This is a genomic window from Sulfobacillus harzensis, from assembly GCF_012933365.1.
In the GTDB taxonomy this organism is placed as follows: domain Bacteria; phylum Bacillota; class Sulfobacillia; order Sulfobacillales; family Sulfobacillaceae; genus Sulfobacillus_B; species Sulfobacillus_B harzensis.
Genome location: NZ_JABBVZ010000031.1, coordinates 14,646 through 40,882, shown reverse-complemented (window position 1 = coordinate 40,882; position 26,237 = coordinate 14,646). Strand labels below are relative to the sequence as shown.

The window sequence follows — 26,237 nt, the reverse complement described above, 5'->3', positions numbered from 1 at the left end:
TCAGAACGTTGGAAAGGGCATCATCAAGGGGGAGCACTTATCCACAGCCGTGATTTGTCCAGTTATGAAAAACCCTCAAGTGTCTTCTCTAGAGCGCGTTGTCGTCGGGCGTTAAACCGCACGATAGTCGCATTTTCATCCCAGTAGACCGCGTGCGCCGCGGCGGTTATTCCATCGGCCCGGAATGGAGTCCTCCATAACTGTACTCGGCATTGGCGCCGCTGGGGGGCTGGGCGGAGGTTCGCACAACCAGCTGGGGCGTCAGCCGGAGCGTTCGTTGGTCTGCGGGTACGGTCCGCCCATGAATCATCGCCAAAAGTTCATCGGCGGCGATGCGGCCCATCTCCTCTTGAGGATGCCGGACGGTGGTCAGTTCCGGTTGGCTGGCCAATGCCAGCAGCGAGTCGTCGAACCCGACGATCGAGAGCTCTTCAGGAACCGCCAGTCCTTGAGCGGCGGCTTGTTTGAGAAGGTTGACGGCAATTTCGTCGTTGTAACACACCACAGCTGTTGGCTGGGCATCCCGATTGCCAAACACGGCCCGGGTGTACTGTTCCGTCACAACAGCCTTTGATTCCGTGGTATAGAGGTGCACCCAGTCGGGATTGAAGCGCAGTCCGGCTTGTTGCAAAGCATGCACAAATCCCTTGAACCGCAGAAGACCCTGCTTATCGTCTACCTTAAAGATTCCGCCCACCCGGGCATGGCCTTGAGTCACGAGATGCTGCGTGACCAGGTATGTACCCTCTTGGTCGTCCACCAACACTTTCCGAAACGGAGGAAGCCCTGGCGACGCGGCGTGCAGCATGACAACCGGCAGATTTTGTCCGTACATTTTCTCGAACATATCCATATTGGCGCTCGGCAAGGTGCTCTTGGCGGGTTCAATAATGATACCGCGGCAGTGGTGGCTCAAAGCCGACTCAAAGGCTCGACGCTCCATGTCAAACTGGTTCTGGGTGCTGAACAGCAGCATGCTGAAGGATTCTTCTTGAAGCCGCCGCTCAATTCCGCGAATGATGGCCGGGAAAATGTAGTCGGAAATATACGTAAGGATCACCGCCACAACTTGGGAGGCGGTGGGAGGGGGCTCCGCGACAAAGGTGCCCTTGCCTGGCGTGCGCACCAGCAAGTTTTCGTGAACCAGTTGGTCGAGAGCCTGACGCACGGTGTGCCGACTCACGTGGTATTGAGCCATCAGCTCGTTCTCGGTAGGCATCCGGCCTCCCGTTTTGTGGGCTGCTGCCGCCCGCTTGCGCAGTTCGTCGGCAATTTGTACGTACATGGGATTTTTTTGGTTGGCCACGCTCGTCCTCCTTGCGGTTGTTGCCTTTAACTATAGCGATTTTTTAGGGTCTAGTGCTACCGATTATGGAAAAAGAGTGAAAATCCGATATTGACTAACTGGAAATGACCGGATAAACTGATTCCACTATTTCTCAAGGTTTCATCTTGCCTGAGAATAGTGTGTATTGAGACGAATTGGTGCGTGCTGGGTTTCCACTTCTGAGCATTACATAACCACCCTGTTCGAACCGTAACGCCAACGGATCAGGTCGAATAAGACAGGAGGGTATTTTGTGGACACTAAGGACAATGCGCTCAACGTCAGCCGCCGATCGCTTCTCAAAGGCGGGGTCATGGGTGGGGCGACCATCGCCACCACCGCCTTGTTAGCTTCGTGCGGCATTAAGACGGCCAATGCTTCTTCCGGAAGCGGCACTGATTATCCATCCCATCCAAAATGGAAATTTGTGTTCGTGAACCACGTGACAACCAATCCATTCTTTGTCCCCACGATTTACGGAATTCAGGATGCCTGCAACATGACGGGCTGCACTTATTCGTGGACAGGCTCTGAGACCAGCCAGGTGAGTCAAATGGTCAACGCCATTGATGCAGCCATCGCGGCCAATGCCGACGGAATTGCCACGTCCATCATCGATCCCACAGCATTCAATGCGCCCATTGCGCGGGCGCTGGCGGCCGGCATCCCTGTGGTATCCTACAACAGCGATGCGCCGGCGGGCAGCCCCAACAAGCGCATGGCCTATATCGGGCAAAACCTCTATCAAGCGGGGCAATTGCTGGGCCAACGCATTCTTGAGCTGGTTCCCAAAGGGAGCCACATCGGTCTTTTTATTGCCACCCCGGGCTCCCTGAACATTCAGCCGCGCATGGACGGGATTATCGCGGCCATCAAAGCGGCCGGCAGCCCGATCAGCTATGACGTGGTGGCAACGGGCGCCTTGCTGGAGCAAGAGCTCCCAGCCGTTCAGTCCTGGTATCAGGGGCACAAGAGCGCCAAAGGCATGTTTGCGGTGGACGCCGGAAGCACCCAGAGCTTGGGGCAGGTGATGAAGCAGTACAATCTGACCTCCCAGGGGTGGCACGCCGGCGGATTCGACCTGCTGCCGCTGACTCTGCAACTGATTCAAGAAGGGTACGTGGACTTCACCATTGATCAGCAGCCGTACCAGCAGGGTTTTTATCCGCTGTTGGAGCTTTATTTGTACAAGCTCTCGGGCGGGTTGGAGTACCCTTCCGACATCGAGACAGGCCTCAAATTCATCACCAAGGCCAATGTCGCTCCCTATCTCAAGACCAAATCCCGATTTGAAGGATCGACGTCAAAAGAGCTTGACCTAGCGAAGGCATAGAGAGGATGTCGCTATGAGCGCGCAACCGGAACAACACCCCGGTTCCCCAAGCCAGCGGTCGCAGGGCGGGGAAGGGGGCATTTTGAGGGTTCTTCGCTATCGCGAAGCGTCTATTGGCTTGGTGGCGGTCGCCCTGATTGTGATTTTTCAGGTGCTGAGCGCACAGTTCCTTACGCTCGGCAATCTTCAGGTGGCCTTCCAACTCGCTGCGGAGATTGCCATTGTCGGTGTGGCCGAAGTCATGGTGATGGTGCTGGGCGAAATTGACTTATCGGTGGGAAATGTCTTTGCCTTCGCGCCGGTGGTCATGTACTTCATCAACCAAGCGGGGGTGCCGCTGGTTGTGGCGATTCTTGTCGCGCTGGCCGCCAGCCTGGCGGTCGGATTCATCAACGGCGTGCTCACCGTGAAGGTGGGCGTCCCGTCGTTTATCGCCACCCTGGCGGTGCTGTATGCCTTAAATGGCTTAACCCTGATAATTACCAACGGGTTTCCGGTCACCCCGCCATCCACCCTTTTGACCACCATTATGGGCGGTGGGACATACAGCATAGTGGCGTGGGCCGTGATTATCGTGGTCATTTGGCATTTCATCCTAAACAAGACGCCTTTTGGACTGCATACCACATCGGTGGGGAGCAACCTGATTGCCAGCCGGGAGGTCGGGATTGCCGTCGACCGGGTGAAAATCTGGAACTTCGTCTTGGCATCGGGGTTGTCCGGGTTGCTGGGCATCATCGAAGGATTCCGCATTTCGTCAATTGATCCCTTGGCGGGGGGCACCGGTCTCTTGCTGGAGGGCATTGCGGCCGCGGTCATTGGCGGCACGGCGCTCACCGGCGGTTCCGGAACCATTATCGGCGCCGCCATTGGCGCATTCGTGATTGCGGCACTGCAGGAAGGGCTGAATCTCTTAGGGGTGAATGCCTACTATTTCGACTTGGTGCTTGGTCTAGCCATCGGCGTGGCCATGATTTTGAACATCCGCATGTCGCGGGTCCGAAAGGGGGCGGGAAGGAGTGGCTAGCGACAATGCCATCTTCGAAGCCAAGAACATCAGCAAGTCCTTTGGCCCGGTTCGCGTGCTGGAGGAGGTCAACATCCGCCTGTACCCCGGGCAGGTCGTGGGATTGGTCGGCAACAACGGCGCCGGCAAGTCGACGTTAATCAAGATACTGACCGGTTATCACGCGCAAGACCACGGCGAACTGTTGATGGAAGGGAAGCCGGTCCGGTTTTCGTCGCCGGCGGATGCGCGCCTTCGCGGCATCGAGACGGTGTACCAAGACTTAGGCCTCATCAACCATCTCCCCATCTACCGAAACGTGTTTCTCAAGCAGGAAATACTTCGGCGCATTCTTGGCATTCCGTTCCTCAACGATCGGGAGATGCGGCGGCAGACGGTGGAGTATCTGAAGCAAATCAAGGTCAACGTACCCGACGTCAATACGGAAGTGGCTTGGCTTTCCGGAGGACAGCGCCAAGCCATCGCGGTGGCTCGCAGCATCTTCAGCGAACCCAAGGTATTGATTCTGGACGAGCCGCTGGCGGCCATGGGAGCCCGGGAAGGACGCATGATCCTGGATCTGGTGGTCGATTTGAAGAAGACCAAAAACACCGCCATCCTGCTTATCGCCCACAATTACGCGCAGGTGTTTGAGGTCTGTGATCGCGTCAATTGGCTCTCTCACGGCCGGGTGGTGTTTGACAAGGCGGTGGGGGAGACCTCCGTCGATGAGCTCACCGAGTTGGTGATGTCCGACTACCGAGCCGGCTAGCAAGAAAGGGGAAGGCAACATGTTCGACCTATTCTCGCCGATGCACATTATTGTGCTCTTGATTATCGTTCTCTTGATTTTCGGGCCCAAGCGGCTGCCCGAGCTGGGCAAGGGGCTGGGACAGACAATGAAGATGTTCCGGGACGGCCAGGCGGGTCATGAGATAAAGACGGACGCGGTGGCCACCGTCGCCACGGAGGAATCCGCCGCCCCAATGGACCAGACGCCGGGTCAATAAAGCCCGGAACACATGTCAAGCGCACGCGCGGCCAAGCGGGCGCGTGCCGGTCTCTGTTTTTTGGTTAACTGGGGGCGAGTGAACGATGGTGCAGATCACCTGGATTGGGCAAGCAAGCTTTCTCTTGGCGTCTGGAACGACCCGCATCGCGGTGGATTTGTTTCTTACCGCAACGGCGGGAGCCAAAGAGCCTTGGATGACGCTGCCCGATCTGGACCCACTCGATGCGGCGCTTGTGACCCATGAGCATATTGATCACTTTGATCAACCGCTTCTCGAGCAGATTCATGCCACGATGCCGGCCCTATCCCTCATTGTTCCCGAGCCGTTGGAACACGCTGCCCAGGCCCTGGGATTTCGGGATCAGCGCTTGTACTTGGCAAGGCCCGGACAAGACCTGGCGCTTGGAGACTTCACGGTGACCCCGGTTTTGAGCGCGCACGGCGTCCATGCGAATGGAGGATATGGCCTTGGCGATCCGCCCGGACGCTTTCTGGGTTACGTAATCCGGGCCCCGGGGGTCACCGTGTATCACAGTGGCGACACCATTCTCTATCCAGGGATGATTGAGGATCTCGCGCAACATCGCATTGATGTCGCCATGCTGCCCATCAACGGACGTGACTACTTTCGGGAATCGCGGGACATCGTCGGCAATCTGACCGCTGAAGAATCTGTGGAACTAGCGGTTCAGATCGGTGCACGCACACTGGTCCCCATGCACTATGACGCCTTCTGGGGGAACTTGGGACGTGTGGAAGCGGCCGTACGATATGCGCGGGAGCGTCATCCATGGCTTAACGTCGTGGTGCTGGGCTACGGCAACCCGATTTTGCTGGGCCACGACCAGGCATTCCGTGCCACACGCACATTAGCGGATTTGGTTTGCCGCAACTTTGACACTAAGGAGCAACGATAATGGGAGATGAACTGGCAGGGCAAATTGCGGTGCTGACCGGTGCGGCTGCCGGTATCGGCCGAGGCATTGCTGTCGAGTTGGCCAAGGCTGGGGCCGACATTTGCATCTTTGATCTAAAGCCCGGCGAACAAGCGGCCGCCTTAATGGAGGAGTTACGCCAGTTTGACGTGCGTTCCCTTTATGTTAGTGGTGATGTCAGCCGAAGAGAAGATGTCCAAGCCTTGGCTGATGCGGTGGAGTCCACGCTGGGGCCGGCCTCGATTGTGGTATCAAACGCTATCACCAGCGAGCGGAGGCCCTTCCTCGACACCCCGTTTGACGAATTGTCGCGCGCCGTTGAGGTGGGCATTTACGGGGCATTTCACGTGCTGCAGGTATTCGCGCGCCGAATGGTCCAGAACCATATCGCCGGAACGATGATCCAACTGACATCACCATGGGCCTATTTGCCGTATCCCGGCGGCATGGACTATCGGATTGTGAAATCCGCCCAGCACAACATGGCGTTGTCGCTGGCGACGGAATTAATGTGGAATGGCATTCGAGTGAACCTCGTCGAGCCTGGTTGGGTGGATACACCCGGGGAACACCGTTGGTACTCGGACGACATGCTGAAGGCGGGCGGCCAGGCGCTGCCCTTCCGACGGCTTTGCACCCCGGAAGATGTCGGACGCGCGGTGGCGTTTGTCTGTCGGGAGCCGTACATGACGGGCGCGCACATCAAAATAGACGGTGGCCTGAGCCATACCGTATACAGCCAACAGTTGGAATTGCCGCGTCAGAATTCGCGGTAGAAGACGCATAGACATGTACAGGTGGTTATTTTGAGGGAGGCGAGGACATGCGCATCACAGAAATCGAGACCTACATAGCGGGGAATCCTTGGAAGAACTGGCTTTTCTGTCGCTTAAGCACAGACGAAGGCATCAGCGGAATCGGGGAAGGAACCGTCAACGGATTTGGCAAGGCGACAGAAGCCGCCATTCATGAGATGTTTCAAGTGGTCAAAGGGATGGACCCGTTTGACACGAGTCGGCTGAGCCTGCTTTTGTTTCGGGATTTCTTCTCCGATGGCGGGCAAATTCAAGGGGCGGCACTGAGCGCAATTGAGACCGCGTGCTGGGACATTAAGGGCAAGGCCTTGGGAGTGCCATTGTACCAACTGTTGGGCGGCAAGGTGCACGACAAGTTGAGGGTCTATGCCAATGGTTGGTATCAATCGGAGGCCGGCCGCACCCCCGAAGCGTTTGCCGAGCAAGCGAAGGAGGTGGTTCGCCGGGGCTACACGGCCTTGAAGTTTGACCCGTTTGGCACGGCCTGGCGGGTCGTCGATCGCCCCGAGTTTCACCTCACGGTGGATATTGTGGCGGCTGTTCGGGATGCGGTGGGTCCGGACGTGGATATTCTCATCGAGGGCCACAATCGCTTCTCCGTGGCTACGGCGCTGCAGTTCGCCGAGGCCATTGCGCCGTACCAACCGTCGTGGTTCGAGGCGGCGGTTCCGCCATATCGCATCGCATCTATGGTGGAGGTGGCGCACCGTTCGCCGGTGCCGATTGCGTGCGGCGAAGATTATTATTCCCGCGAGCAATTCTCAGAATTGCTGTCGCATGATGCCGTCAGCGTGGTGCAGTTGGAGCCGCAGCATATGGGGCTGACCGCGGCGCGCGATGTGGTGGGAATGGCGCATGCCCATAACGCCGTGATTGCCCCGCATAGCGCCCAAGGCCCGATTTGCTCCCTGGTCTGCGCTCACCTCAACGCCGCCAGTCCCAACTTTTATCTGCACGAGTTCTTCGACGAGTTCAACGCCGAATGGGAAGGACGCCTATTAACCCATCACCTGACCCAGGAGAACGGCTATGTCGTGCCGCCGGAGGCACCTGGGCTGGGCGCGGACTTGAACATTGATGAAATTCTGCGCCACCCATACAATCCGCAGAACTTCCTGCCGCTCTTCCGGACGGGATGGGAGCAGCGCCGCGGGTTTGAATCCACCCACTAGCGGGTCCAAGAGAAGAGGAGGGATTCGCCATGAGGCAAAGCGAAAGGGCATTGGTGGCTCTCAATATGCCCCTTGATGACGACAAGCGCGAGCCGAGCGCCGTTCGGTTTCAGGATGGAGGATCATTCCGCTTTGAAATTCCCAGCGTGGAAGGCCCCCGTGTTCTGGAAGCGGTCCTTGATGAGGCAAAGAACTTGGATGTTCCGCTCCATCGCGTGTCCGAAGGGAGCGGCATTCAGCTCTTGACCGACAGCGAGATTGGCGAAATGGCGGCCATGGGACGCCAGCATGCGGTTGAGGTGAGTTTATTTGTGGGCCCCCGGGCCGGATTTGAGCCGTCGGCGATGCAGGCGGCCCCGAATGGCGGGGTGGTCCGACCGCGCCTCCGGGGAATCGATGCGGTTCGCGCGGCGCTCGACGATGTGTTCCGGGCCTACGAACTGGGGATTCGATCGGTGCTGGTGGCGGACGAAGGGCTCATTGCCGCACACCAGCAGCTCAAGCAGCAGGGCATTTGGCCTGAGGACATGCGTATTAAAGTGTCGGTGATGATGGGTGCGGCCAACCCCTTGTCCATCAAGCTCCTCAGTGATTTTGGGGTGGCCACCTACAACTGTCCGACAGACTTGACGGTAGAGCAAATGTCGACAATACGGCAAGTGACCGGCGTCCCACTGGATATCTACGTCGAATCGCCCGACGATGTGGGAGGCTTTGTGCGGTACCGGGAAATCGAAGACTTCATCCGCTACCTGGCCCCCGTTTACTTGAAGTTCGGCGTTCGCAACGCACCCAACATTTATCCCAGCGGGAAACATTGGGAGGCTCAAGCCGTGCAGTTGGGAAGAGAGCGGGTGCACCGGGCACGCGTAGCCTGGGAACAGATTCGAAGGCTAGGGCTGGAAGAGTTGATGAGCCCGCCGGGATGCCCCGTGGCGGACTTGGCGGTGCCCATTCTCCACGATGCGAAAGGACAGATATGATGCGTATTTTCTTTGCCGGCTTGGGAACCATGGGGGCCCCTATGGCGAAAAATCTATTGGCCAAGGGGTATGCCCTTACCGTCTATAACCGAAGCTCTAAGCCTTTGGCATGGTTTCGGGAGCAGGGTGTGGAGGTGGCGTCGTCCCCGGCGGAAGGGGCGAAGGAGGCCGATGTCATCGTGACGATGCTGTCCGATGACGCCGCCGTCGACGCGGTCCTTGGTGGAGAGGACGAGGGGTGTCTTGCAACCGTTCGCCCGGGAACGCTGGTCATCGACTCCAGTACCGTGTCGCCCGAACTCGTCCGGGCGCTGAGCCGGAAATTCGCGGCGCGCGGGGCCATCATGCTGGATGCGCCGGTCACCGGGAGTGCGCCCCAGGCCCGGGACGGCATCTTGACGTTTATGGTCGGCGGTCCCGAAGAGGGGTTTTTACGGGCCCGGCCACTCTTTTTAGCTATGGGACGAAACGCTCTGCATGTTGGTCCGTCGGGCGCCGGCAGCACGGTCAAGCTGGCCAACAACACGATGGCAGCCCTGAATATGCTGGCCGTGGCCGAGGGACTCTCCATTGTTCAACGTAGCGGCCTGGACCCGGAGCAGTTTTTGGATGTGATCGCGGGGGGCGGGGCGAACAACGGCATGGCCGTATCCAAGCGGGAGAAGCTCTTAACCGGGCGATTTCCTCCGGATTTCGCCGCGCGGCTGATGGTCAAAGATCTGCGCCTGGCCACCAATTTGTCGTGGGAATTGGGTGTCCCCTTGCCGGGGCTGGCCTTAGTGGCCAGCTTGTATCAGATGGCCTGCCAAATGGGCGAGGGAGACTCGGATGTGGCCGGGCTGTTAAAGATCTATGGGAAACTGTCCGGATCGGGAACAGGGGAAGCGTGAGAGGCAGGAAGCCAGCTGGCGTCCTGCGCTACGTTTTCTGCGGACTGGGAGGCCCCAGAGAGACATGCGGGGTCTCCCCGTGCTTAATGGGCGATTGAGAGGCATCACCTTTCTTATAGAAGGCGCCATCAGAGCGGAAAACGCGCACAACCCTCGGTAGAGGCCACCCTCTCTGCGCTTTTTTGTCCCCTCACAATGCCTTTCTTTCGATTCAGTGAATTATCGGTTAGAGAGTAAGGCCGACGCGCGCAACATGGGAACGCGATTCCCGGCCACCATATTTCTAACGCCGTCCCGGAAACCTTATCCATTATGGTATAGTGTTCGAAACTTTATTTCATTAACGCGACAGGGGGTTGCAACGGGATGGCACGAGTCTATTTGTATGACACGACATTGCGGGATGGGACACAACGCCGTGGTCTCAGCTTGTCGTTGGAGGACAAACTCCAAATTGCGCAGCTTCTTGACGATTACGGCATGGATTTCATCGAGGGCGGATGGCCGGCGTCCAACCCGAAAGACACGGCGTTTTTTGAACGCACTCGTGGCCAGTTCCAAACCGCGCAGGTGGCGGCATTCGGCAGCACGCGCCGGAAGGGCATTTTGGTCGATGAGGATGCCAGCTTGCGAAGCATTCTGGAATTGGAAGTCCCGGTCGCGACCCTCTTTGGCAAGGCGTCCGTCTTTCAAGTCGAGCAGATCCTCGAGACCGACGTGACCGAAAACCTGCGCATGGTGGAGGAATCGGTTCGCTTCTTGGTGGAGCACGGCGTCACGGTCATATTTGATGCTGAGCATTATTTCGATGGGTACCGAGCCGCACCCGATTATGCCTTGGCGGTATTGTCGGCAGCGGAGGCCGGTGGGGCATCATGGCTGGTTTTGTGCGACACCAATGGTGGTGGGCTGCCCATCGACATTCGTAATGGCGTGGAGGCTGCGAAAACTGTCAGCCGACTGCCGTTGGGCATTCATGCTCACAATGATGCCGGGCTTGCGGTGGCTAATTCCCTGGAGGCCGTGGCCGCCGGGGCCACCATGGTGCAGGGAACCATCAATGGGTATGGCGAGCGTTGCGGAAACGCCAATTTATGTACCGTTTGGCCGAACTTGGTTTGGAAAATGGGCTTCGAGGCGGGCCGCGTCGAGCGGCTCAAGGACTTGACCCGGTTGTCTCGTACGGTCTCCGAAATCGCCAATCTGGCCGCTGATGACGGCGCCCCCTATGTGGGTGAAAATGCCTTTGCCCATAAAGGAGGGGTGCACGCGGGGGCGGTGCGCAAGCATCCGGAAGCCTACGAACATATCGACCCGGCTCAAGTGGGACAGACGCGGCGGATTTTGGTGTCTGAGCTCTCTGGCCGTTCCAATTTGCTGTATCACTTTGACTCGTTGTTGAATGCCGAGCAAATTCAAGCCCTGGTGGAGCAAGTCAAGCAATTGGAGGCCGACGGCTATCAGTTCGAGGATGCCGACTCGTCGATGCGGCTCATGGTCGAGCGATCATTGCATCACGTCCCGGCCTATTACGGGGTCGACCGGTTTCATGTTTCCGTCACGCACGACTCCACATCCATTTGTGAGGCGACAGTGCGAATTCTGGTGGGCGGCGCCCGCTTCGTGGAGGTGGGAGAGGGCGCTGGACCCGTCCATGCATTGGACGAGGCCATGCGGAAGGCGCTGACCCAAGTCTACCCGCAAGTCCGCGATCTGCATTTAACCGACTACAAAGTGCGGGTTCTGAACGGGCGGGATGCGACGGGGGCTGCCGTGCGCGTGTGGATCCGATCGGAATACCACAACCGCGTGATTCAGACAGTCGGCGTGTCGCGCAATATCTTGGTCGCGTCATGGCAGGCATTGGTGGATGCCATCGATTTTTTGCTGTGGAGCGAAGAGGCGCCCAGTCGCCACCAAGAAGCGGTAGAAAGCCAAGCGTAGCGGAAAATCATGAGAACACCCAACGCCGTCTCAGAGTCCCGACTGAGACGGCGCATTCTCTTTCACCCGTGGTGTTCGCCGAACAAGGCAATCCCACCCTGTTGGTGTGGGGGGCGCGGCAACTAGGCTCGCCCCAGCGTCTTCCACGCTTCAAAGGGAACTTGGCAGTGCTGGCAATAGTAGATGGAACGACAGAGGGTGGATCCGAACGGACTGGTCATGTGGGTGTCGTCCGATCCGCAATGCGGACACTCCACCGCCTCGCCGCCTTCCCGCGGCGGGGCAATGCCGAACCGCTTCAACCGGTCGCGACCTTGTTCCGACAAATCTGACGTGGACCACAAAGCGGTCATGTTAAATTGAACCTCGGCTATCGTGGGCTCCAGGGCACGTTCGACGGCGGATTTGATCCAGTCTAAAGCGGGACAGCCAATATAGGTCGGTCTGAGCGTCACCTCTACGGAGTCGTTCGTCACGACCACGTCGGTCACCATCCCCATGTCGACGATGCTCAGATCTGGAATTTCCGGATCGTGCACCGCCTGCAGACGATGCAGCACCTCTTGTCTCGTCACCATTTCGAATCTCCTTTGTTCCCCGGTCTACCAATTGGACGCCGGGGCTACCTGTCGGACTTCTCGCATCTCGTTCAACAGTGCTGCGAGTTCATCTGAGCCGATGTGGTGGCGGGCCTTTCGGGACGCGGGCCCAAAGTCGCCCGGCCAGGCAATTCCCCAGTCGGAAAAGTCCCGTTGCACCACGGATTGGACGTTGCTGCGCATGACACTCGGTGCGAGATCATGGACCGCGAATCCGGCCCAGAAATCGTCCGGCCCGGACCATTCAAAGAAATCGGGGACCAGCGGCCAGTCCGTCTTGAGCGCCTGGTCGAGGTACGCGCGGCTTTCCGAACCGCCAAACGCCAGGGCGCGCATCAGGGACCGCGAATGGGTAAGGTGGTACGATTCTTCAAGGTCCATTTTCTTCAGCGCGGCCAGCAAGGGGGGATAGGGGATTTGGCTGAAAGCCCGGCGGCGCACACTGTCGAAGATTTCATAGAGGTAGCGGCGCACCACCCATTCGGCCCAACCATCCCGCGGCCTGGCGGTCAGCGCGGCGTGATGCCAGCGGTCGGCGGGGCGGTGGTACACTTGATAATCGGCCTCTCTCTCGCCCAACCCGTGCGCCAAGTCGTAAAAGAGCTGGGCATGGCCCATCTCGTCCTGGCTTAACGAGCTTAGCGCCAGATCTTCTTCCAGATCGGGGGCGAGTGCAAGCCATTCGGACCCTCGGTGTCCCATCATCCATTCGTCATCCGCCACGGGGATGAGAAGATGCTTTAATCCGTCAATGTGCTCCTGGGTAACCAGCCTCACCGTTCTGACCCTCCTTGAGACGCGGCCATTTCGGCGGCCACATCCTCGATTTTTTGTGCCTGCGCCTTAAACTTCTTCCATAAGGGCGCGTTGTCGTACCCATTGGGCAGGCGGTACGACTTGGTCTCGGGAGCGTCCGGCAGGGTTTCGGGTATCACACGAGCCCGTGCAATGTGGTCCTCGCGGACCACCCAGATGTCAAACGCGCTGTCGCGCCGAAAATACGCTTCACGGGCCGCTTCCAAAGCCGCCTGGTCCGACGCCGCGCGAACGCTGCCCACATGTGTGGCAAAGCTTAGGGCGTCCTTTTGCCAAAACACCTCGTATACCGGAAGATCGTCAATGGCCAAGGGAGCCACTCCTTTCTAGCATTTTAGGCGCCGCGGGTCGCCGCTGCGGCAGCACGCTGTTGCGCTTGGCGGAACCAGGCCAAATCCTGCTGGGCTTGGCGGCGCAGCGCCAGCCGCGCCTGAGACATGGGGCCGGCATTGTTGTGCACGACATCAGAAAACCACTCCCAGTCCGGATCGGTGTAGGACCAGAGGTTAGTTGCCGGATTGTGCCGAAGCGCCGGATCTGGAATGTCGATGCCCAGGGCTTGGATGCGGGGGGCATAGCGGTTGATGAATTTTTGCCGAAGCTCTTCGTTGGTCATGGTGCGGATTCGGTAGTCCAGCATCCGCTTGGATGATGGTCCCATTTCTCGCGGTCCGAAAAAGAACATCATGGCGGGCCACCAACGGTTAATCGCGCCCTGCAGCATCGCGCGTTGCTCCTCGGTTCCCGAGGCCAGCGCCAATACCACCGATTCGCCGTGCTGCATGTGAAAGCTTTCTTCCGCGACAATCCGCTTCAACATGCGGGCATACGGCGCGTACGAGGAGTTTAACAGCATGGCCTGGGTAATGATGGCGCCTCCGTCGACTAAGAATCCAATGACGCCAGCGTCCGCCCAGGTCGGCGCTTCCAAGTGAAAGACGTTGTGGAACTTGACGCGCCCGTCCAACACATCATCCATCAAGGCTTCGCGGCCGCGATGATAGGGTCGGCTCAAATCCTCGGCAAGCCGCAACAGCATTTGGCCATGGCCAATTTCATCCTGCACTTTGGCGTTCAAGGCGAGCTTTCGCTTGATTGAGGGAGCCTTGGTTACCCATTCTTTTTCCGGGTAGGCACCCATGATTTCACTGATGCCGTGCATGTGAATCTGTTTAATCAAGAGATTGCGATATTCATCCGGCATCCAGTCCACGGCTTCAATTTTCTCTCCCGCGGCAATCCGTTGATTGAACTCCATTTCCCGGTCGGACACAGTATCTCCTCCTAACCAAGCAAGCGCTTGTTATGAATACGATACTGGGTTGGCTTTGGTATTGCAAGAGGGTATGAGATTCCTGGCCGTACTGGCCGGGAATAAAGTTGTAATGGATGCCCCAGCGTGAATGGCTGGAGGGAGGGGCAGTGAAGGTGGCCATGGGCCGGGGGCCTTGGATTTTCAGGCCCCGGCGCTGGCACCGCGTGGTAGCCTAAGAGCCCCCCATGGTTGTTTAGGCGTCGTCCTATGCTTCTTCGTGCCGGCGACCAATTTCATACGGTCCACTATTTGGTCAGCACGCAATTCGACATTACTCCGTTGTCTTACGCGAACGGGGGGTTAGCGCATAAGTGCTTGCCGCTGGTTCTCACTTTTGAGCAACCACTATCAATTGGAAGATGGATCAACACGAAGTGTCTCTGTATTGGTTCTGGTCATCACTGCATCCGGATAGCTCTTCTTCCAAGTCTTTCACCAGTCGCCAAGGCAGCGCTCTTGTTCGCTGCACCTGCGAGTTCCGCCGTTGGCTTGTGACGCTAAATGGCCGTCAACCGGGTCAAGACGCGGGTGGCCAGCCAAACGATGCCACAGGCGAGACGCCATGTCGCCTATCGCTGTACCGAAGGCTGGCTTGACGGTCAGCGTCGTCGATTGGCTGACGGCCACGTACAAGCTAGGGTGCGTCACTGGTAGCCAACTCGCCGCTATCAGCAGCAGCCAAACAGCCGGGTTGAGATCCTTCAACCGCGAATAGGTCAGGACGCCCAACAGCACCCCCAGGGCCGCCATAGGCGGAATGAGACAGTACATCATGGCGGTCTAAATCAAGCCGTTGAGTAAAAAATGGAATTGGACGGTGGACGACAGGGTGCCATTCACGACCATGGTGTAGATCCCAAGCAGAGTCAGCACCGCGAGGTAGCCTGATCTCGGCACCATCAAAATCATGGACGCCACCCATTTCGACAGCAAGAGCTTCCATCGCGGCATCGCAGGCGAGCCACCATCCCACCGTACCATTTTTTCTCTCGTATCAGCATTCCTCTGCCATCCGGGATGGGCGCCCATGACGCGGATGGCTGGTGTCCGGTCGGGTGAGTCCCATCAAGGTGCGGAACAAGGTGGACTTGCCTGAGCCATTAGGTCCGGTCCCAGAACCCCGATAATCCCGCCCCTGGAAATCTCGAGAGTCAGCCGGTCAAGGGCGATCCGTTTGCCATACCGTTACTCACATCGGTGCACGCCCCCACCAAGTTTGCCATCAGGTCTTGTTTCCTCCTTTACCTCGCTCCCACAACAGATGTTGAATATCGGTGAGCGAAAACCCTAATCGCCGCATTTGCTGAAGAAACTGAGCCGCGAGCTCTTTGGCAAGTGTCGTCCGAAATTCGTGAACAACGGACGTCGACGTCGTGACGAAGGTGCCTTGGCCACGCCGGGTTTCGATGAGACCTTCACGCTCCAATTCCTGATACGCATGCACGACGGTATTGGGAGCGGCCTTCAGGCCCTGCGCCAGGTCACGGACCGATGGAAGCTTCTCGCCCAGGTCCAAGTCCCCCCGCGCAATGGCACCGCTCATCTGTTCCACGATCTGTTCATAGATGGGTTGGCTTAAATCCAGCACAAAGCGGAGTGGGCCGACGTCCCGTTCCTCCAAATGCATCGCTCCCTCCGTGTCGGTCTTGTCCAAAATTGCACGGGCTGCGCGCAGACGGACCTACCGGCTCATTCCCACCGCCAAGCCCGAGACGCTATGGCCCCTGTCACTACGATCCAAACCGCCAAACCCACCATGTCGGTTCGAAACGCTGCGGCGCCGATGGTCAATTGGCCGCTCATAAGACCGCGTAATGCGTTGGAGACATACGTGAGGGGAAAGTATTGGACGATGTCAGCCAGAATACGGGGCAGCGACGACACCGGGAAAAAAACACCCGATAAAAACATCATGGGGAAGCTGATGAGGTTAATGATGGGGATTGTCGCTTCCTGGCTTTTCGATAACCCGGCGACGATAAATCCGATCGACAAGAAGGAGGCCATGCCCAGGAGCAAAACCAACAGGGTCGGCCCCACAGGCACCAAAACGGACGCATGCAAGATGAGGGTGGCGAATCCAATTACGATAGCCGCACTCGCGAGACCGATCACCACATAGTTGACGACCGTGGCTGCGAGCAATTGGGCCGGCTTGACTGGAGTTGCCCGAAAACGCCGCAGGATGCCTTTTTCTTTCCACCGGGTCAAACCGGATCCAATGCCAAAGAGACTATTTTGCATCGTCATCAGCGCCAAGATGCCCGGCAGCAAAAAGTCCAGGTAGGTGGCACTGTGTGAGTGCGTCATCGCATGCGCGGACACTCGAAAGAGCGGGGGACTTCCCGACAATGCAATGTCGGTTTGGGCTACAAAGGCATCAACGGCACCGACAGCCTGCTGCGCACTCACCGCGTTCGCGTTGTTGTATCGCAGGGTTAGTGTTGTGGTGTGGTGCGCTACTTCGGAAGGGATGAGCAGAGCTGCGTCCATTTGTCCCCGTTGCACCTCCTGCAAAGCGGCATGGCGGCCGAGCTTCTGGACGTGAAAAAGCGGAGATTGCTGAAAGGCCTTGACGACGGCAGGTGATTGCCCCGGGGGTGCAACGATGGCTAAGTTGACCCGATTTTGAGAGTTCCCGAGGAAGCTGAAGACGAGCATGAGCACGAGAGGGAAAAACAACGTCCAAAACAAGCCCTGACGATTGCGTACCGTCTGTCGAAGCAGACTGCGGGTAAGCACGATAATGGCGTTCATTCGCGTAAGCTCCTCCCTGTCAGCTCCTCCCTGTCAGCTCCAAGAAAACATCTTCTAATGTGGCATTGCGGGTGGTGAGTCCCGTGATGGTGCGTCCTTCGCGCTGGGCCCAGTTGACGAGACCCACAAGCGTGTCTTCGAGGCGGTCGCTGACCAGCATGGTGACCTCATCACGTTCTTCCATCCGCCGCACGGCAGGCAGGTCCACCGTGGAATTCACTCCGACTGATCGCGACACCTCGACGACGGCGGCCGGCATATGGCGCTGAATGAGCTCCCGGGGCGTTCCCTCGTCGAGGACACGGCCGCGGTCGATAATCGCCAGGCGATCGACCAGAAATTCCGCCTCTTCCATGTAATGGGTGGTCAACACGACGGTTCGGCCTTCCGCCTTCAACCCCAAGATGACCTCCCACAACTTGCGGCGTGCCTGGGGATCGAGACCAGCAGATGGCTCGTCAAGAAACACCACCTCCGGGTCATTGATCAGCGCCACGGCTAGGGCCAGACGTTGGCGCTGGCCGCCCGAGAGGCCGTCGACTCGGGCATTCTGCTTCTCTTCTAAGTCAAGGCGTGAAATCAGTTCGGGCACCGGAAGGCGACGGCGATAGAAGCTATGGAACAGCTCAAGGGTTTCTCTGACCGTCAGCAATTCAAAAAATGCGCTAGTCTGCAGCTGTACACCAAACCGTGATCGGGCCCGCTCTGGGCGTTGCGCAACATCGACGTCGCCCCACCACACGTGTCCGACATCAGGCCGTCGAAGGCCTTCAACGATTTCCAGCGTGGTTGTCTTCCCAGCCCCATTGGGGCCGAGCAGGCCGAAAACAATGCCGGATGGCACCGTCAACGTCAGGTTGTCGACAGCGGTCATGGTCCCGTAGCGTTTCGTCACATTCTCTAGACGCAAAGCGTTCTCTTGCATGACTCCTCCTTCATTCATGGTTCCATGTGGTTACGGATGAATCGTCAGGTGGCAAGTGTATCATAACACATGATACACTGAGTGCGTATTGGATCGATCGCTTGGCCTTCGAAAATTTAGCGCGTTGCGCAGGGCGGCCAAATTCACCCGGCACGACACGAGGGGGTATGCGGTGTCCTATCGGAATCATCCCTGCTGTAACCGCCCATCATCGCAACCAATACGCTTGTCTTCAGAACGCCATGAGAGGCCAGGCGTCATTCCCAAAAACCCTTGTTGCAGCGGTGTGTCGACGTCGTGACGCTTAACCATATGCAAAATATGAATGACTTAGTGAGAAAGGGATCCAACAAATGTATGCTCGGCATTAGATGGCGGAAATCAGGGGGAGGTGAAATCGTTGCTAGGTGCTGCGTTTGTGGCCGGACTCCTCTCTTTTTGCGCCCCATGACTGTTGTCCATATTCCCCGCCTTTGTGGGTCATATTGGCGGGGTGGGCTCTCAGGTTGGGAGCTCTTCGGGAGCGGCTTTTCGCATGCGGTTGCAGCATGCGTTAGCGCTTATGTTCGGGGTGTTGACGGTGGTCATTGTGTTGGGGCTGTCGGCTGCCTTCGTCTTGCAGTGGTTCCCCCACGCCATGAGCGCCCTGGGCGTCGCAGGCGGCATTGTGCTGCTGGTGGTCGGCCTAGAACGGGTCGGGGTTCTCCGGTTGGGATGGTTTAACCCTCGACTTCGGGGCGGTGCGGCTGGCGCGACTGCGCCAAGCTTGTGGGGGTCCTATGTGACGGGAATCGGGCTCGCCATGGGATTTCAGGTGACGTTGCTCTTAACCCTCACGCTTATTGCGGGCAATCCCTATCTCGGGAAAGCCATCGTGACGCTGATTGTCTATGCGGTGGGCTTTGGGTTGGCGTTCCTGGTGGTTGGCGTGTTCGGCCAGAGCATCGTGCGTCAGTTTAAAAACCTCAAGGACCACCACATCGTTCGCATCAACCAAATTGCCGGGGGGCTCACGATTGCCGTGGCGATCATTTTGATTGTCAATGATGGTGACATCCTCAAAGGTCTTGCGACCTGGAAGACAGGCCCCATCTTAAAGCAGTTTCTACAATAGCCGGAAGGGGAACCGCAATGGAATCTGAGACCACCGCGACGTATGATGCAGGCGACATGGGCTGCGGTGAGTTGGTCGTCGCATTAAGCCGTCGCATGCGGCAACTTCCTCCCGATGCCGTCCTTGAGCTGATTACACGGGATCCGGGGTCGATTGAAGATATTCCCGCCTGGTGTCGCATGCGGGGTTATGAACTGACCCAAATGGATCGCAACAGCGATACGCGCGCAATTCATTTCTGGATTCGAAAACGGTAGGTCATTAGATCATCGGCAGCAGATACGGACAAAAAGAACAGAAAGGGTGGAGCAAGATGGCTGATCGCTTTATGGTGAGCATTACTCACGCGGACGACGATGGCGACAAGGCGACCGTTGGATTTGTCGTAGCCAATGCGGCGGTGGCGTCAGGGAGCGAGACGTTGGTTTTTCTCTCGACCAATGGAGTGTATCTTGCGGAAAAGGGACGGGCCGAGACTATCCACGAAGAAGGCTTCGCGCCGCTCAAAGACTTGATGGACCAGTTCGTAGAGGAAGGCGGAAAAATTTATGTTTGCAGTCCGTGTTTCAAGAAGCGCCACCTCGACGAGACCGCGTTGGTGGAAGGGGCAACCATCGTGGGCGGAGCCAAGCTGGTTGAATTCATGAAGCCTGGTGCCTCCAGCATTACGTACTAAAGAGGGCATGTCCGTGGCAGGAGAACAGAGACAAGGCGGGTCGGCAGAGCGCCCGCCTTATAATGCCGTATGCGATGGGGGTGACCTGGATTGCGGGTCCGGCTTGCTGCTGATTATCCGCCGGGCTATCGCGCCGCTGAGCCCCGGACAAATTTTGGAGGTACAAAGCCGAGAGCCGTCGGTCAGCGTCGATCTGCCGGCATGGTGCAGGATGACGGGTCACACGCTGGTAGGGCAATGGCCTCAAGAGGGCGGCTATACCTACTATCACGTCAGAAAAGGTGTCGAGCGAGAACTGCCTACGAGTGTCGAACAGGACTTGGAGGCGGCTGAACAGTATGTGTGGCGCGTTCGGGTTCAATATCGTCCCAAGGCACCAGCGCGCGTCTACGGCCGCAATTTGGAATGGCAGGTTGGGCAGCCGGCATCCTTTGCTGAAGAAGTCGAGGCCCCTAGCGCCGTGGATTATCTGGTGTCCGCGGTGGCCGGGGCGGTTTTGATGGGATTTTCCCAAGTCGCCGCCGAACGGCACCTCCTCATCGATGACATGGAACTGGTCGGCAGTGCACGCCTTGAGAATATCTTGACACACCTGGGGGTGGACACCGAGGGCGTTCCCCGCATCTCCTCCCTCGAAGGGGTTCTCTATGTCTCGAGTCCGGCTACACGGGCCGCGCTGGATGAGGTCTGGCAGATGACGTTGAAACGCTCGCCGCTGGTGCAAACGTTAATGCCGGTGGTGACGATGAGGCTTCGTTGGATGATGGTTTAGAGGGGGAGACATCGTGAGTATTTCTAGATTTCCCACCACGGTGGTGGGCAGTTGGCCACGCTCGGAAGCGGTGCAAGCGGCTTTTCGCGATCGCCACGCAGGCCGAATCAGCGATCAGGATTTTCAGACAGTGGCCGACGATGCGGTGCGCGCGGTGGTCCGCGCGCAGGAAGAGGCCGGTGTCACCATGGTTTCAGACGGCGAGCAGCGCCGCGACAACTTCATTTCCTTTGTGGCAGCCGCCCTCGACAACGTCGAGATGATGACTGTCTCCGAAATGCTTCCATACGTGGAAGACAAGGCGGGCTTCGAAGAGATTCTGGGAACGTTGGACGTCCCGGCTTTTGCACTCCGGAATCCTGTGGCCGTGGGGCGTATCAACCGTGGCCGCTCGATTGCGCAGTCGGAAGTGGCATTTCTCCGATCCGTGACGGACCGACCTATCAAAGTCGCCTTGCCAGGCCCATACCTATTGACCCGCGCTATGTGGGTCGAGGGCCTTACAGGGCCATTTTACCCCACGAAAGAAGACTTGGCCGATGATGTGGTCCGGGTATTGCGCGAAGAAGTACGGGACTTGATAGATAGTGGAGTAGCGATGGTGCAGTTGGATGAACCGGTATTAACTGAATTGGTGTTTACTCAAAAGAATGCTCACCGCACCTTCATGTGCGGGGCGCTGTCCGCAAAAGCTGATGCTGAACAAGAACTTGAGTTCGCCACCCACTTGATTAACGGGGTGGTGGAAGATCTCAGCCACGACGGCGTAACGCTCGGTGTGCACGTCTGTCGTGGAAACTGGAGTCGTCACGAGGAGGTGCTGCTGCGCGGGAGCTATGCGCCGTTGATTCCTTACTTGTCCCAGCTCAAGGTGGATCAGCTAGTATTGGAATTCGCCACCGAACGTGCCGGATCGATGGCGTTGCTGGCGGATTTGCCGCAAGGGATTGGGCTTGGGGTGGTTAACCCGCGGACGGATCGTGTGGAAACGGTGGATGAGGTTATGAAACGAGTTCGGGAAGCGGCCCAGTACACCGATCCCGGCCGCCTGTTCCTCAATCCGGATTGTGGATTTGGGACTTTCTCGCAGCGACCCATGAATAGTGCAACCGTGGCACAGGCTAAGCTTAGCGTGATGCAGCAGGCGGCCATGCGCCTGCGTGGTTAGGGGGGACAGCTTTGTCCCGTTCCGTGATTCGTCGACGAAGCACCCTCAAAGAAAAGGGGCCGGGAGAACCCGGCCCAGCGTCAGGTTAGGCGTTCTGGGGATTGGCCCGTGGCACCGCCCATAAGGCGTACAAAATGGCGGAAATGAGTCCCCCAACCACCGGCAGGGGAAGCACCGTAGTAAAGAGGCCGGGAAGCCAATTGCCGCCCCAAATGGAGATGACGACGCCAATGGCGAAGGTGATAACCGCCGACCAGCTCCACCATCCTCGCGTCGTGGTTGGCCGCTCAAAGAACTCGCCTGCTGGCGTGCGCTTTTTCTGCACCCAGACCCAGTCCACCAGCATGATGAAGGTGAACGGGATGATGACGTCGCCAATCACGTCGAGGAATCCCTGAACATGGTTTAAAATGCCAAGAATGGCCAACACCGTGCCCAAGACGCCTAAGATAATGGTGGCAATGGGCTGCTCCCAACGACTCGGCTTTCTCAGAGTGTTGAGCGCGACCAATAAGTCGACGGTTGATGGATAGAGGTTCATGGCATTCGTGTGGATAATGGCCAACGCCACGCCCACGGCGGCAATGACGCCCCAAACGGGGGCATGCGCGCCAAGCAATGCCAAGTTCCAGTTTCCAGTGGCTTGTTGGGAGTACATCCCCATGAGACCCATGACCAGCACCGAGACCATAATTCCTACCGAAGGCGCCAAGAAGAAGGCGGTCCGCCCCTTGGGTTCCGAGGCCGGCGTGGCGAAGCGCGAGACGGTCGACACCTTATAGGTCCACGCCAAGATGGAGAAGGTGACGACGGTGGTAATGGCGGTGCCCCAGGCCATGGGGGCGGTTGCCCCGGGCATGGCAACGTGGAAGCGGGAGAATAACAGATACGCGAGCACTCCGTAACAGACCAGCAGAACCACGGAGGTGTACCGATAGAAGTATTCCAGCCACTTCATGCCAAAAAGCACCAGCACCACCTGCACGACGCCGATGATCCAGAACCACAGGGTGCCCGACATGTGGGTAATGGCCTGTAGCGTCTCGCCGGCAACCGCGGTGTTCAGACCGAACCAGCCCATGTTGACGAAGGTAAAGAGCACTGAGAATAAAAATGCGCCCGAGGTGCCATAGGTCTTCCGAGCGACGATGAGCCCGGTCAGCGGTACTTCGCGGCCCATCTCCGAAAAGAGTCCGGCAGGGACGAGGCCAATCAGCCAACTTAAGACAATGGCAAAAATCATGTCGGTGACGCCGAAGTGGAACAAGAGCGCCCCGATTAGGGGAGTGGTGGCAGAGGCGGAGGCCATTAGCCAGACCACCGTCATCTTGCCGGGCGACATGGTGCGCTGATCGTCGGGAACCGGCAAAATACCAACAGTTTCGACCTCGCCGAGGATGCCCGAAGGGGTGTGTTCGGCTTCGGAATGACTCATACGAATCCTCCTTGAAATGTGGACAGGATGAAAATTGCTAAGAGCTTCGAATTATTTGCTGAACTCGACGCCTTCTCCATCATACGGATGCTGAGGCTCGTTGCCAAGAAACTAGGTTTGCCACGTTCTCGACGGTACAATAAGGACAAATATGGCATCTGAGGAAAGGCAGGGAATAACATGCCGAAACGCATTGTCATTGTTGGCGGGGACGGCGCAGGAATGAGCGCGGCGTCCCAAGCCAAGCGGCGAAATCCTGAACTGGAGGTGCTCGCCTTCGAGAAAGGGCTCATCACGTCCTATTCGGCGTGAAGCGTCCCGTACTATGTCGGCAAGTTTGTCGACGATGTGAATGAGCTTGTCGCACGGACCCCCGATCAATTTTGGGCAAAGTCGGGAATTCGGGTCTGGGTCGGCCATGAGGCCGTCAGTATCGATGCGAAAGCCCAGCGTCTCGAGGTGGTGGACAGCGATGGACACGCGCGGCGCGAGCCCTATGACGAACCGGTCATTGCCACCGGCTCGGCCCCCATTTATCCGGATGTTGACAATATCACCAGCCCCGGCGTCTTTACCGTAAAGACGCTTAACGACGGCGTAGCCATGCGCACCTGGATTGAGCAGGAAAAGCCAAAGCGTGCGGTGGTGGCGGGCGGCGGGTACATTGGTCTGGAGATGGCCGACAACCTAATCCGGCTCGGCATCAAGGTGACGCTGATTGAGAAAGCCGATCAGCTCATGGGCAGTATGGACCCTGATATGGCCCAAGACATTGAGAAAGCGCTAAGCCAGCTAGGGGTGGACGTCAAACTTGGCGTTGGCTTGGAAGCAGTGCTGAGCGCCAATGGAAAGGTCTCGGGGGTATTGGCCGGGGGTGAGGTCATCCCCGCCGAAATTGTCGTGGTGGGATTGGGGGTTAAGCCTCAAAGCCAGATCGCGCGCACCGCGGGTATCGAGCTGGGTGTGCGGGAGGCGGTGCGGGTTGCACCCGATTTACGTACCAACGTACCTCATATTTGGGCCGCCGGTGACGTGGCTGAGACCTTCCACCGCGTATCCAAACGGCCAGTCTACATACCTTTAGCCACTGTGGCCAATAAACAAGGGCGCATTGTGGGCCTCAATCTCGCCGGCGGGAAGGCGGTCTTTCCGGGGGTGGTGGGCACCGCCGTCACCGAGGTGGGCGACCTGGAGGTGGCTAGAACCGGCCTCTCGTCCCGCGAGGCAGCCGATGCGGGGATCGAGAGCGTGGCTGCCGCGATTCAGAGTGAGACTAAATTGGGGTATTTCCCCGATGTGGCGCCCATTCGCGTCAAGATCTTGGCCGAAAAGGGGAGCGGGCGCCTCGTCGGCGGCCAAATTACCGGAGGTCCGGGAAGCGCACTCCGTATTGATACGGTGGCTACGGCGCTTACGGCGGAAATGACGGTGGCTGACCTCTTGGATCTCGATCTAGGCTACGCGCCGCCTTTTTCCGATGTCTGGGATCCGGTGCAGGTGGCGGCCCGGGTGCTGCTTTCGAAATTGTAGCCGCATGACAAGGGGCTGACTCAAAAGGTACCTTGGCAGTGATGCCATCCCTAAAATGTGCCCGTTTTACCCCGGTTAGTGGAGGAAGCGGGTCATCTACCTCCCTGTTTTCGGGGGTCAGGTGGGAGAAAATTTTAGGGCAAAAGCCTTTTGAGTCAGCCCCTTGTGTTTCATGTTAAGAGACTCGTGATATCTGTCCTTGAGTCTCGGGCTGAACTTGTGGGCGGGCACTGCCGCGAAGCCAGGAGAGACAGGCGGCCCCCAGCGCGATGAGCGCCATAATCAGAAACGCCAAGCGCAGGACCTCCGAAAAGCTTCCTAATTGCGCCGGTGAGAGCGATCCGGTGGTCCCGGAAAGAATCGCCATGGTCACCCGGGCGGGCAATTTGGACGCGATCAGCGCCAGCACAAAGGCGGTGGAAAAGACGTTGCCGGTGTTGAGCAGCATCGTGCGGGTGCCGGCTGCGACACCGCGCTGGTTGGTAGCGACGGCGTTCATAATCGAGCTGGTGTTGGGGGAGTTGAAGAGACCGTTGCCGATTCCCACCAGCACCATCCAAGCAGCAATGGTGGAATACGCGCTGGTGATGGTCAGGGTGGTGGCGAAGCCCAATAGTCCCACCGCCACCAAGAGCGCCCCTAAGCTTGCCGGTCCTCGAGCGCCCACGCGGTCGGCGATCCATCCGGAAAGCGGTGCTGTCACGCCCATGGCAATGGCCAAGGGGATGACGAGAATGCCGGCTTGAAGCGGCGAATCGCCCCGGCCGCCTTGGAAATAGAAGACGAACAACAGCACAATGGCGCCGCGCCCCATGGCGATGAAGAGGTTGGCCACATTGCCCATGGCGAATAGGCGGTTTTTAAACAAGGAGAGGCTGAACAGGGGATAGGGGGCACGCTGTTCGGCCGCCAGGAAGAGACCGAATGCGGCCACGCCGAGCGCGATCGCACCAAAGCTGATGGGACTGCTCCATCCCTCTACGCCCCCCGCCGTGACACCCACCAAGAGACTGGTGAGGCCGGCCATGTAGGCGGCGTTTCCCGCATAGTCGATACGGGGCTCGCGAGTGGGCGCCACCACATCCTTCAATTGCAGCCAAGCCCAAACGCTGCCCATGAGGCCAATGGGCACGTTAAACCAGAAGACCCAGTGCCACGGAAGCACGGTGATAAGAAGCCCTCCTAAAATCGGTCCCAAAACCTGACCCAGGGCAATGACAATGGAGTTGATGCCGAGCGCTAGACCCAACTGGTGGCGAGGAAATGCGTCCGACACTATGGCGGTGGCGTTTCCCATCACCAGGGCTCCGCCGATCGCCTGAATGGCCCGGATGACCAAGAGGGTTACCCCGTTGGGCGCAAGACCGGCCGCCAAGGCCGCGGCCGTGAAGAGCAGAAAGCCGGCAACGTACAAGCGCTTGCGGCCGAAAATATCCGACAGTCGTCCCACGGTTAGGACCAGCGCGGTCTGCACCACCATATAGCTCAACAGCACCCAGATGGAGAGAAAGGCGCTCATATGGAGGGCACGCACCAGCGTCGGCAGGGCAATGAGCAGCGTCGTGCCGTTTAAGACCGCCATTAGCATGCCCAGGCTGGTGGCTGACAATGCCCACCACTTGTAGTGCGCGGTTGTTCTCAAAGACATATCACGGATCCCATTCCTTTCTTCCTCATGGTGCGCCCGGAGACGGCGCTACCCAAGCGGTTTTT

General features: G+C 58.2%; 29 protein-coding genes and 1 pseudogene. 17 read left to right on the top strand and 13 right to left on the bottom strand.

All coding sequences use genetic code 11. From position 1 onward, the window contains the following. Positions 1 to 166: 166 nt before the first annotated feature. Positions 167 to 1,306 carry a substrate-binding domain-containing protein gene (locus HIJ39_RS10685; RefSeq protein WP_169099482.1) on the bottom strand — a complete coding sequence of 380 codons (1,140 nt, stop codon included), beginning with the start codon at positions 1,304 to 1,306 and terminating at the stop codon, positions 167 to 169. 274 nt (positions 1,307 to 1,580) lie between these two features. Between HIJ39_RS10685 and HIJ39_RS10680 the strand changes: the two genes are divergently transcribed. The 10 genes from HIJ39_RS10680 (at position 1,581) to cimA (ending at position 11,417) form a co-directional block, all read left to right on the top strand. Then, positions 1,581 to 2,660, top strand: a complete 1,080-nt coding sequence (locus tag HIJ39_RS10680; RefSeq protein ID WP_338055145.1) for a sugar ABC transporter substrate-binding protein — start codon at positions 1,581 to 1,583, stop codon at positions 2,658 to 2,660. A 13-nt stretch (positions 2,661 to 2,673) separates the two neighbouring features. Continuing rightward, positions 2,674 to 3,687, top strand: a complete 1,014-nt coding sequence (locus tag HIJ39_RS10675) for an ABC transporter permease (RefSeq protein WP_169099480.1) — start codon at positions 2,674 to 2,676, stop codon at positions 3,685 to 3,687. Continuing rightward, on the top strand, positions 3,680 to 4,438 hold the full coding sequence (locus tag HIJ39_RS10670) for an ATP-binding cassette domain-containing protein (RefSeq protein WP_169099478.1): 759 nt from the start codon (positions 3,680 to 3,682) through the stop codon (positions 4,436 to 4,438). The genes HIJ39_RS10675 and HIJ39_RS10670 overlap by 8 nt, the downstream gene beginning before the upstream one ends. Positions 4,439 to 4,457: 19 nt before the next feature. Beyond that, positions 4,458 to 4,676 carry a twin-arginine translocase TatA/TatE family subunit gene (gene tatA, locus HIJ39_RS10665; RefSeq protein WP_169099476.1) on the top strand — a complete coding sequence of 73 codons (219 nt, stop codon included), beginning with the start codon at positions 4,458 to 4,460 and terminating at the stop codon, positions 4,674 to 4,676. 85 nt (positions 4,677 to 4,761) lie between these two features. Further along, the gene (locus HIJ39_RS10660) at positions 4,762 to 5,595 is read left to right on the top strand and encodes an MBL fold metallo-hydrolase (protein WP_169099474.1); all 834 of its coding nucleotides are present in this window, start codon (positions 4,762 to 4,764) and stop codon (positions 5,593 to 5,595) included. Further along, positions 5,595 to 6,389 (top strand): SDR family NAD(P)-dependent oxidoreductase, encoded by a 795-nt coding sequence (locus tag HIJ39_RS10655; RefSeq protein ID WP_169099472.1) that lies wholly within the window; start codon positions 5,595 to 5,597, stop codon positions 6,387 to 6,389. The genes HIJ39_RS10660 and HIJ39_RS10655 overlap by 1 nt, the downstream gene beginning before the upstream one ends. A 47-nt stretch (positions 6,390 to 6,436) precedes the next feature. Then, positions 6,437 to 7,600: a mandelate racemase/muconate lactonizing enzyme family protein gene (locus HIJ39_RS10650; RefSeq protein ID WP_169099470.1), complete on the top strand. Its 1,164-nt coding sequence runs from the start codon at positions 6,437 to 6,439 to the stop codon at positions 7,598 to 7,600. 29 nt (positions 7,601 to 7,629) lie between these two features. Continuing rightward, positions 7,630 to 8,583 carry a U32 family peptidase gene (locus tag HIJ39_RS10645; protein ID WP_169099468.1) on the top strand — a complete coding sequence of 318 codons (954 nt, stop codon included), beginning with the start codon at positions 7,630 to 7,632 and terminating at the stop codon, positions 8,581 to 8,583. Further along, entirely contained in the window at positions 8,526 to 9,473 is a 948-nt protein-coding gene (locus HIJ39_RS10640) for an NAD(P)-dependent oxidoreductase (protein ID WP_338055144.1), read from the top strand. The genes HIJ39_RS10645 and HIJ39_RS10640 overlap by 58 nt, the downstream gene beginning before the upstream one ends. A gap of 366 nt (positions 9,474 to 9,839) precedes the next feature. Next, on the top strand, positions 9,840 to 11,417 hold the full coding sequence (gene cimA, locus HIJ39_RS10635; protein WP_169099465.1) for a citramalate synthase: 1,578 nt from the start codon (positions 9,840 to 9,842) through the stop codon (positions 11,415 to 11,417). Positions 11,418 to 11,539: 122 nt separating this feature from the next. Here the strand turns inward: cimA and paaD are convergent, their stop codons facing one another. From paaD to HIJ39_RS10590, 10 genes and pseudogenes are all read right to left on the bottom strand, one after another. After that, on the bottom strand, positions 11,540 to 11,995 hold the full coding sequence (gene paaD, locus HIJ39_RS10630) for a 1,2-phenylacetyl-CoA epoxidase subunit PaaD (protein ID WP_169099463.1): 456 nt from the start codon (positions 11,993 to 11,995) through the stop codon (positions 11,540 to 11,542). A 24-nt stretch (positions 11,996 to 12,019) separates the two neighbouring features. Beyond that, positions 12,020 to 12,793 (bottom strand): 1,2-phenylacetyl-CoA epoxidase subunit PaaC, encoded by a 774-nt coding sequence (gene paaC, locus HIJ39_RS10625; RefSeq protein ID WP_338055143.1) that lies wholly within the window; start codon positions 12,791 to 12,793, stop codon positions 12,020 to 12,022. Then, positions 12,790 to 13,143 (bottom strand): phenylacetic acid degradation protein, encoded by a 354-nt coding sequence (locus HIJ39_RS10620; protein ID WP_169099461.1) that lies wholly within the window; start codon positions 13,141 to 13,143, stop codon positions 12,790 to 12,792. The genes paaC and HIJ39_RS10620 overlap by 4 nt, the downstream gene beginning before the upstream one ends. A 23-nt stretch (positions 13,144 to 13,166) precedes the next feature. Continuing rightward, a complete protein-coding gene (gene paaA / locus HIJ39_RS10615) occupies positions 13,167 to 14,105 on the bottom strand; it encodes a 1,2-phenylacetyl-CoA epoxidase subunit PaaA (RefSeq protein ID WP_338055142.1) in 939 nt (312 codons plus the stop codon). A gap of 474 nt (positions 14,106 to 14,579) precedes the next feature. Continuing rightward, positions 14,580 to 14,921: a hypothetical protein gene (locus HIJ39_RS10610; RefSeq protein ID WP_169099459.1), complete on the bottom strand. Its 342-nt coding sequence runs from the start codon at positions 14,919 to 14,921 to the stop codon at positions 14,580 to 14,582. Between the two features lie 6 nt (positions 14,922 to 14,927). Then, the gene (locus HIJ39_RS23685; RefSeq protein WP_207711615.1) at positions 14,928 to 15,098 is read right to left on the bottom strand and encodes a hypothetical protein; all 171 of its coding nucleotides are present in this window, start codon (positions 15,096 to 15,098) and stop codon (positions 14,928 to 14,930) included. A gap of 43 nt (positions 15,099 to 15,141) precedes the next feature. Continuing rightward, positions 15,142 to 15,252: pseudogene (locus HIJ39_RS24130) on the bottom strand (metal ABC transporter ATP-binding protein); the annotation flags it as partial. 117 nt (positions 15,253 to 15,369) lie between these two features. Next, entirely contained in the window at positions 15,370 to 15,774 is a 405-nt protein-coding gene (locus tag HIJ39_RS10600) for a GntR family transcriptional regulator (protein WP_207711614.1), read from the bottom strand. Positions 15,775 to 15,836: 62 nt separating this feature from the next. Then, positions 15,837 to 16,904 (bottom strand): ABC transporter permease, encoded by a 1,068-nt coding sequence (locus tag HIJ39_RS10595; protein ID WP_169099457.1) that lies wholly within the window; start codon positions 16,902 to 16,904, stop codon positions 15,837 to 15,839. Positions 16,905 to 16,923: 19 nt separating this feature from the next. Next, positions 16,924 to 17,829 (bottom strand): ABC transporter ATP-binding protein, encoded by a 906-nt coding sequence (locus HIJ39_RS10590; RefSeq protein WP_169099455.1) that lies wholly within the window; start codon positions 17,827 to 17,829, stop codon positions 16,924 to 16,926. A 535-nt stretch (positions 17,830 to 18,364) separates the two neighbouring features. Between HIJ39_RS10590 and HIJ39_RS10585 the strand changes: the two genes are divergently transcribed. Genes HIJ39_RS10585 through HIJ39_RS10565 form a run of 5 tightly spaced genes read left to right on the top strand, consistent with a single transcriptional unit; the run spans position 18,365 to position 21,559 of the window. Then, positions 18,365 to 18,943 (top strand): cytochrome c biogenesis CcdA family protein, encoded by a 579-nt coding sequence (locus HIJ39_RS10585; RefSeq protein ID WP_476718341.1) that lies wholly within the window; start codon positions 18,365 to 18,367, stop codon positions 18,941 to 18,943. 17 nt (positions 18,944 to 18,960) lie between these two features. Beyond that, positions 18,961 to 19,200, top strand: a complete 240-nt coding sequence (locus tag HIJ39_RS10580) for a sulfurtransferase TusA family protein (RefSeq protein WP_169099451.1) — start codon at positions 18,961 to 18,963, stop codon at positions 19,198 to 19,200. Between the two features lie 56 nt (positions 19,201 to 19,256). Next, complete coding sequence (locus HIJ39_RS10575; protein ID WP_169099449.1) at positions 19,257 to 19,619, top strand: DsrE family protein; 363 nt, start codon at positions 19,257 to 19,259, stop codon at positions 19,617 to 19,619. Between the two features lie 13 nt (positions 19,620 to 19,632). Continuing rightward, positions 19,633 to 20,391, top strand: coding sequence for a sulfurtransferase TusA family protein (locus HIJ39_RS10570; RefSeq protein ID WP_207711613.1), 759 nt, complete (start codon positions 19,633 to 19,635; stop codon positions 20,389 to 20,391). 13 nt (positions 20,392 to 20,404) lie between these two features. Beyond that, a complete protein-coding gene (locus HIJ39_RS10565; RefSeq protein WP_169099445.1) occupies positions 20,405 to 21,559 on the top strand; it encodes a cobalamin-independent methionine synthase II family protein in 1,155 nt (384 codons plus the stop codon). A gap of 85 nt (positions 21,560 to 21,644) precedes the next feature. On the opposite strand, the gene HIJ39_RS10560 is transcribed toward HIJ39_RS10565, so the two are convergent. Then, positions 21,645 to 22,994 (bottom strand): purine-cytosine permease family protein, encoded by a 1,350-nt coding sequence (locus tag HIJ39_RS10560; RefSeq protein ID WP_169099443.1) that lies wholly within the window; start codon positions 22,992 to 22,994, stop codon positions 21,645 to 21,647. A gap of 180 nt (positions 22,995 to 23,174) precedes the next feature. Here HIJ39_RS10560 and HIJ39_RS24615 point away from each other — a divergent pair, with 180 nt between their 5' ends. Continuing rightward, positions 23,175 to 23,306, top strand: a complete 132-nt coding sequence (locus HIJ39_RS24615) for a hypothetical protein (RefSeq protein ID WP_275107312.1) — start codon at positions 23,175 to 23,177, stop codon at positions 23,304 to 23,306. Positions 23,307 to 23,342: 36 nt separating this feature from the next. Further along, a complete protein-coding gene (locus tag HIJ39_RS24910; protein WP_207711612.1) occupies positions 23,343 to 24,524 on the top strand; it encodes an FAD-dependent oxidoreductase in 1,182 nt (393 codons plus the stop codon). Positions 24,525 to 24,699: 175 nt separating this feature from the next. On the opposite strand, the gene HIJ39_RS10550 is transcribed toward HIJ39_RS24910, so the two are convergent. Then, on the bottom strand, positions 24,700 to 26,172 hold the full coding sequence (locus tag HIJ39_RS10550; RefSeq protein ID WP_169099440.1) for an MFS transporter: 1,473 nt from the start codon (positions 26,170 to 26,172) through the stop codon (positions 24,700 to 24,702). Between the last annotated feature and the right edge of the window lie 65 nt (positions 26,173 to 26,237).